At 65.8% G+C, this 1,342-nt stretch carries 1 protein-coding gene; it reads left to right on the top strand.

Features of this window, described 5'->3' with window-relative positions; translation table 11 throughout:
• Positions 1-73 precede the first annotated feature (73 nt).
• A protein-coding gene (locus DLJ53_RS34555; protein ID WP_111352842.1) for an IS3 family transposase occupies positions 74-1,302 on the top strand; the annotation gives its coding sequence in 2 pieces (ribosomal slippage) (positions 74-422 and positions 422-1,302; 1,230 coding nt in all).
• The last annotated feature ends 40 nt before the right edge of the window (positions 1,303-1,342 follow it).

The following is a 1,342-nucleotide window of genomic DNA, read 5'->3' as shown; positions in this document are numbered from 1 at the left end:
TGGAGCGCACCCCGTTTTGACCGGACAGGTGGCATAGCCGATAAGGCATAGGCATCCGCCTATGAGTACGACTATGTCGAAAGCTCCTGATGGCCCGTTTTCTCGGGTTGAAGTGATCACTTCCGTTCAGCGCCGGCGGCGATGGTCGACCGCCGAGAAGGTCCGCCTCGTCGAGGAAGCGATGCAGCCGGGAATGAGCGTGTCCTTCGTGGCGCGGCAGGCGGGTGTCTCCCCGTCGCAGCTCTTTGCCTGGAAGCGCCGGATGCTGGAGGGCGGCCATGCCGCGGTCCAGGCCGACGAGGATGTCGTCGGTACGTCGAGGGTCCGCGATCTGGAGAAGCGGGTCCGCGACCTCGAGCGCCTGCTCGGCCGCAAGACGATGGAGAACGAGATCCTGAAAGAGGCGCTCGACGTCGTCCGCCCAAAAAAACGGACGTCGCCCTTGCTGTCCTGGAGCGATCCGACGGACGGTTCACGGTGAGCGCCGTGGCGCGGACGCTCGACGTCGCTCGTTCCTACATCAACGAGCGACGCGGCAGGACGGTGACGCCGCGGGGGCCCTACCGCAAGGCCGAGGACGCCGAGTTCCTGGCGCCGATCCGTACCATCGTCGATGCTCGGCCGACTTACGGCTACAGGCGTGTGACGGCGCTGCTGAACCGTCGCCTGCGCTCTGAGGGGCGCCCGACAGTCAATGCCAAACGGGTGCTGCGGATCATGCAGCATCACGGCCTGACGCTGGAGCGCCACACGGCGCGTCGTCCTGGCCGAACGCATGACGGCGTGGTCATCGCACTGCGCTCGAACGTGCGCTGGTGCTCGGACCATCTGGAGATCCACGCCCGCAACCGCGAAGTCGTGCGCATTCTCTTCGTCCTGGATGCCTGCGACCGCGAGATCATCGCCTGGTCGGCCGTGGCGCAGGCCGGCATCTCCGGCGAGATGGCGCGCGACCTCATGGTCGCCGCGGTCGAACGCCGCTTCGGCACGACCAAGGTTCCGCATGCCGTCGAATGGCTGTCGGACAACGGCAGCGCCTACATCGCCAAGGACACCGCCGACACCGCCCGTGCCCTCGGCCTTACACTGCTCTTCACGCCCGTCCGCAGCCCGGAGTCGAACGGTATGTCCGAGGCCTTCGTCAAAACGCTGAAGCGCGACTACGCCGGCATCAGCATTTTGCCCGACGCCGACACCATCCTCGCCTTGCTCCCCGGCTGGATCGAGGATTATTGCGAGGTCCACCCGCACTCAGGATTGAAGTTCCGCTCGCCGCGCGAGTTCATCAGGCTCAGTGCCTAAATCCAACCGCCGCTTGTCCGGCGAAATGGGGTGCACTCCA

It is taken from the genome of Acuticoccus sediminis (assembly GCF_003258595.1).
GTDB lineage: Bacteria > Pseudomonadota > Alphaproteobacteria > Rhizobiales > Amorphaceae > Acuticoccus > Acuticoccus sediminis.
Note: the sequence above shows the minus strand (reverse complement) of the source record. Positions and strands in the feature narration are given on the sequence as shown.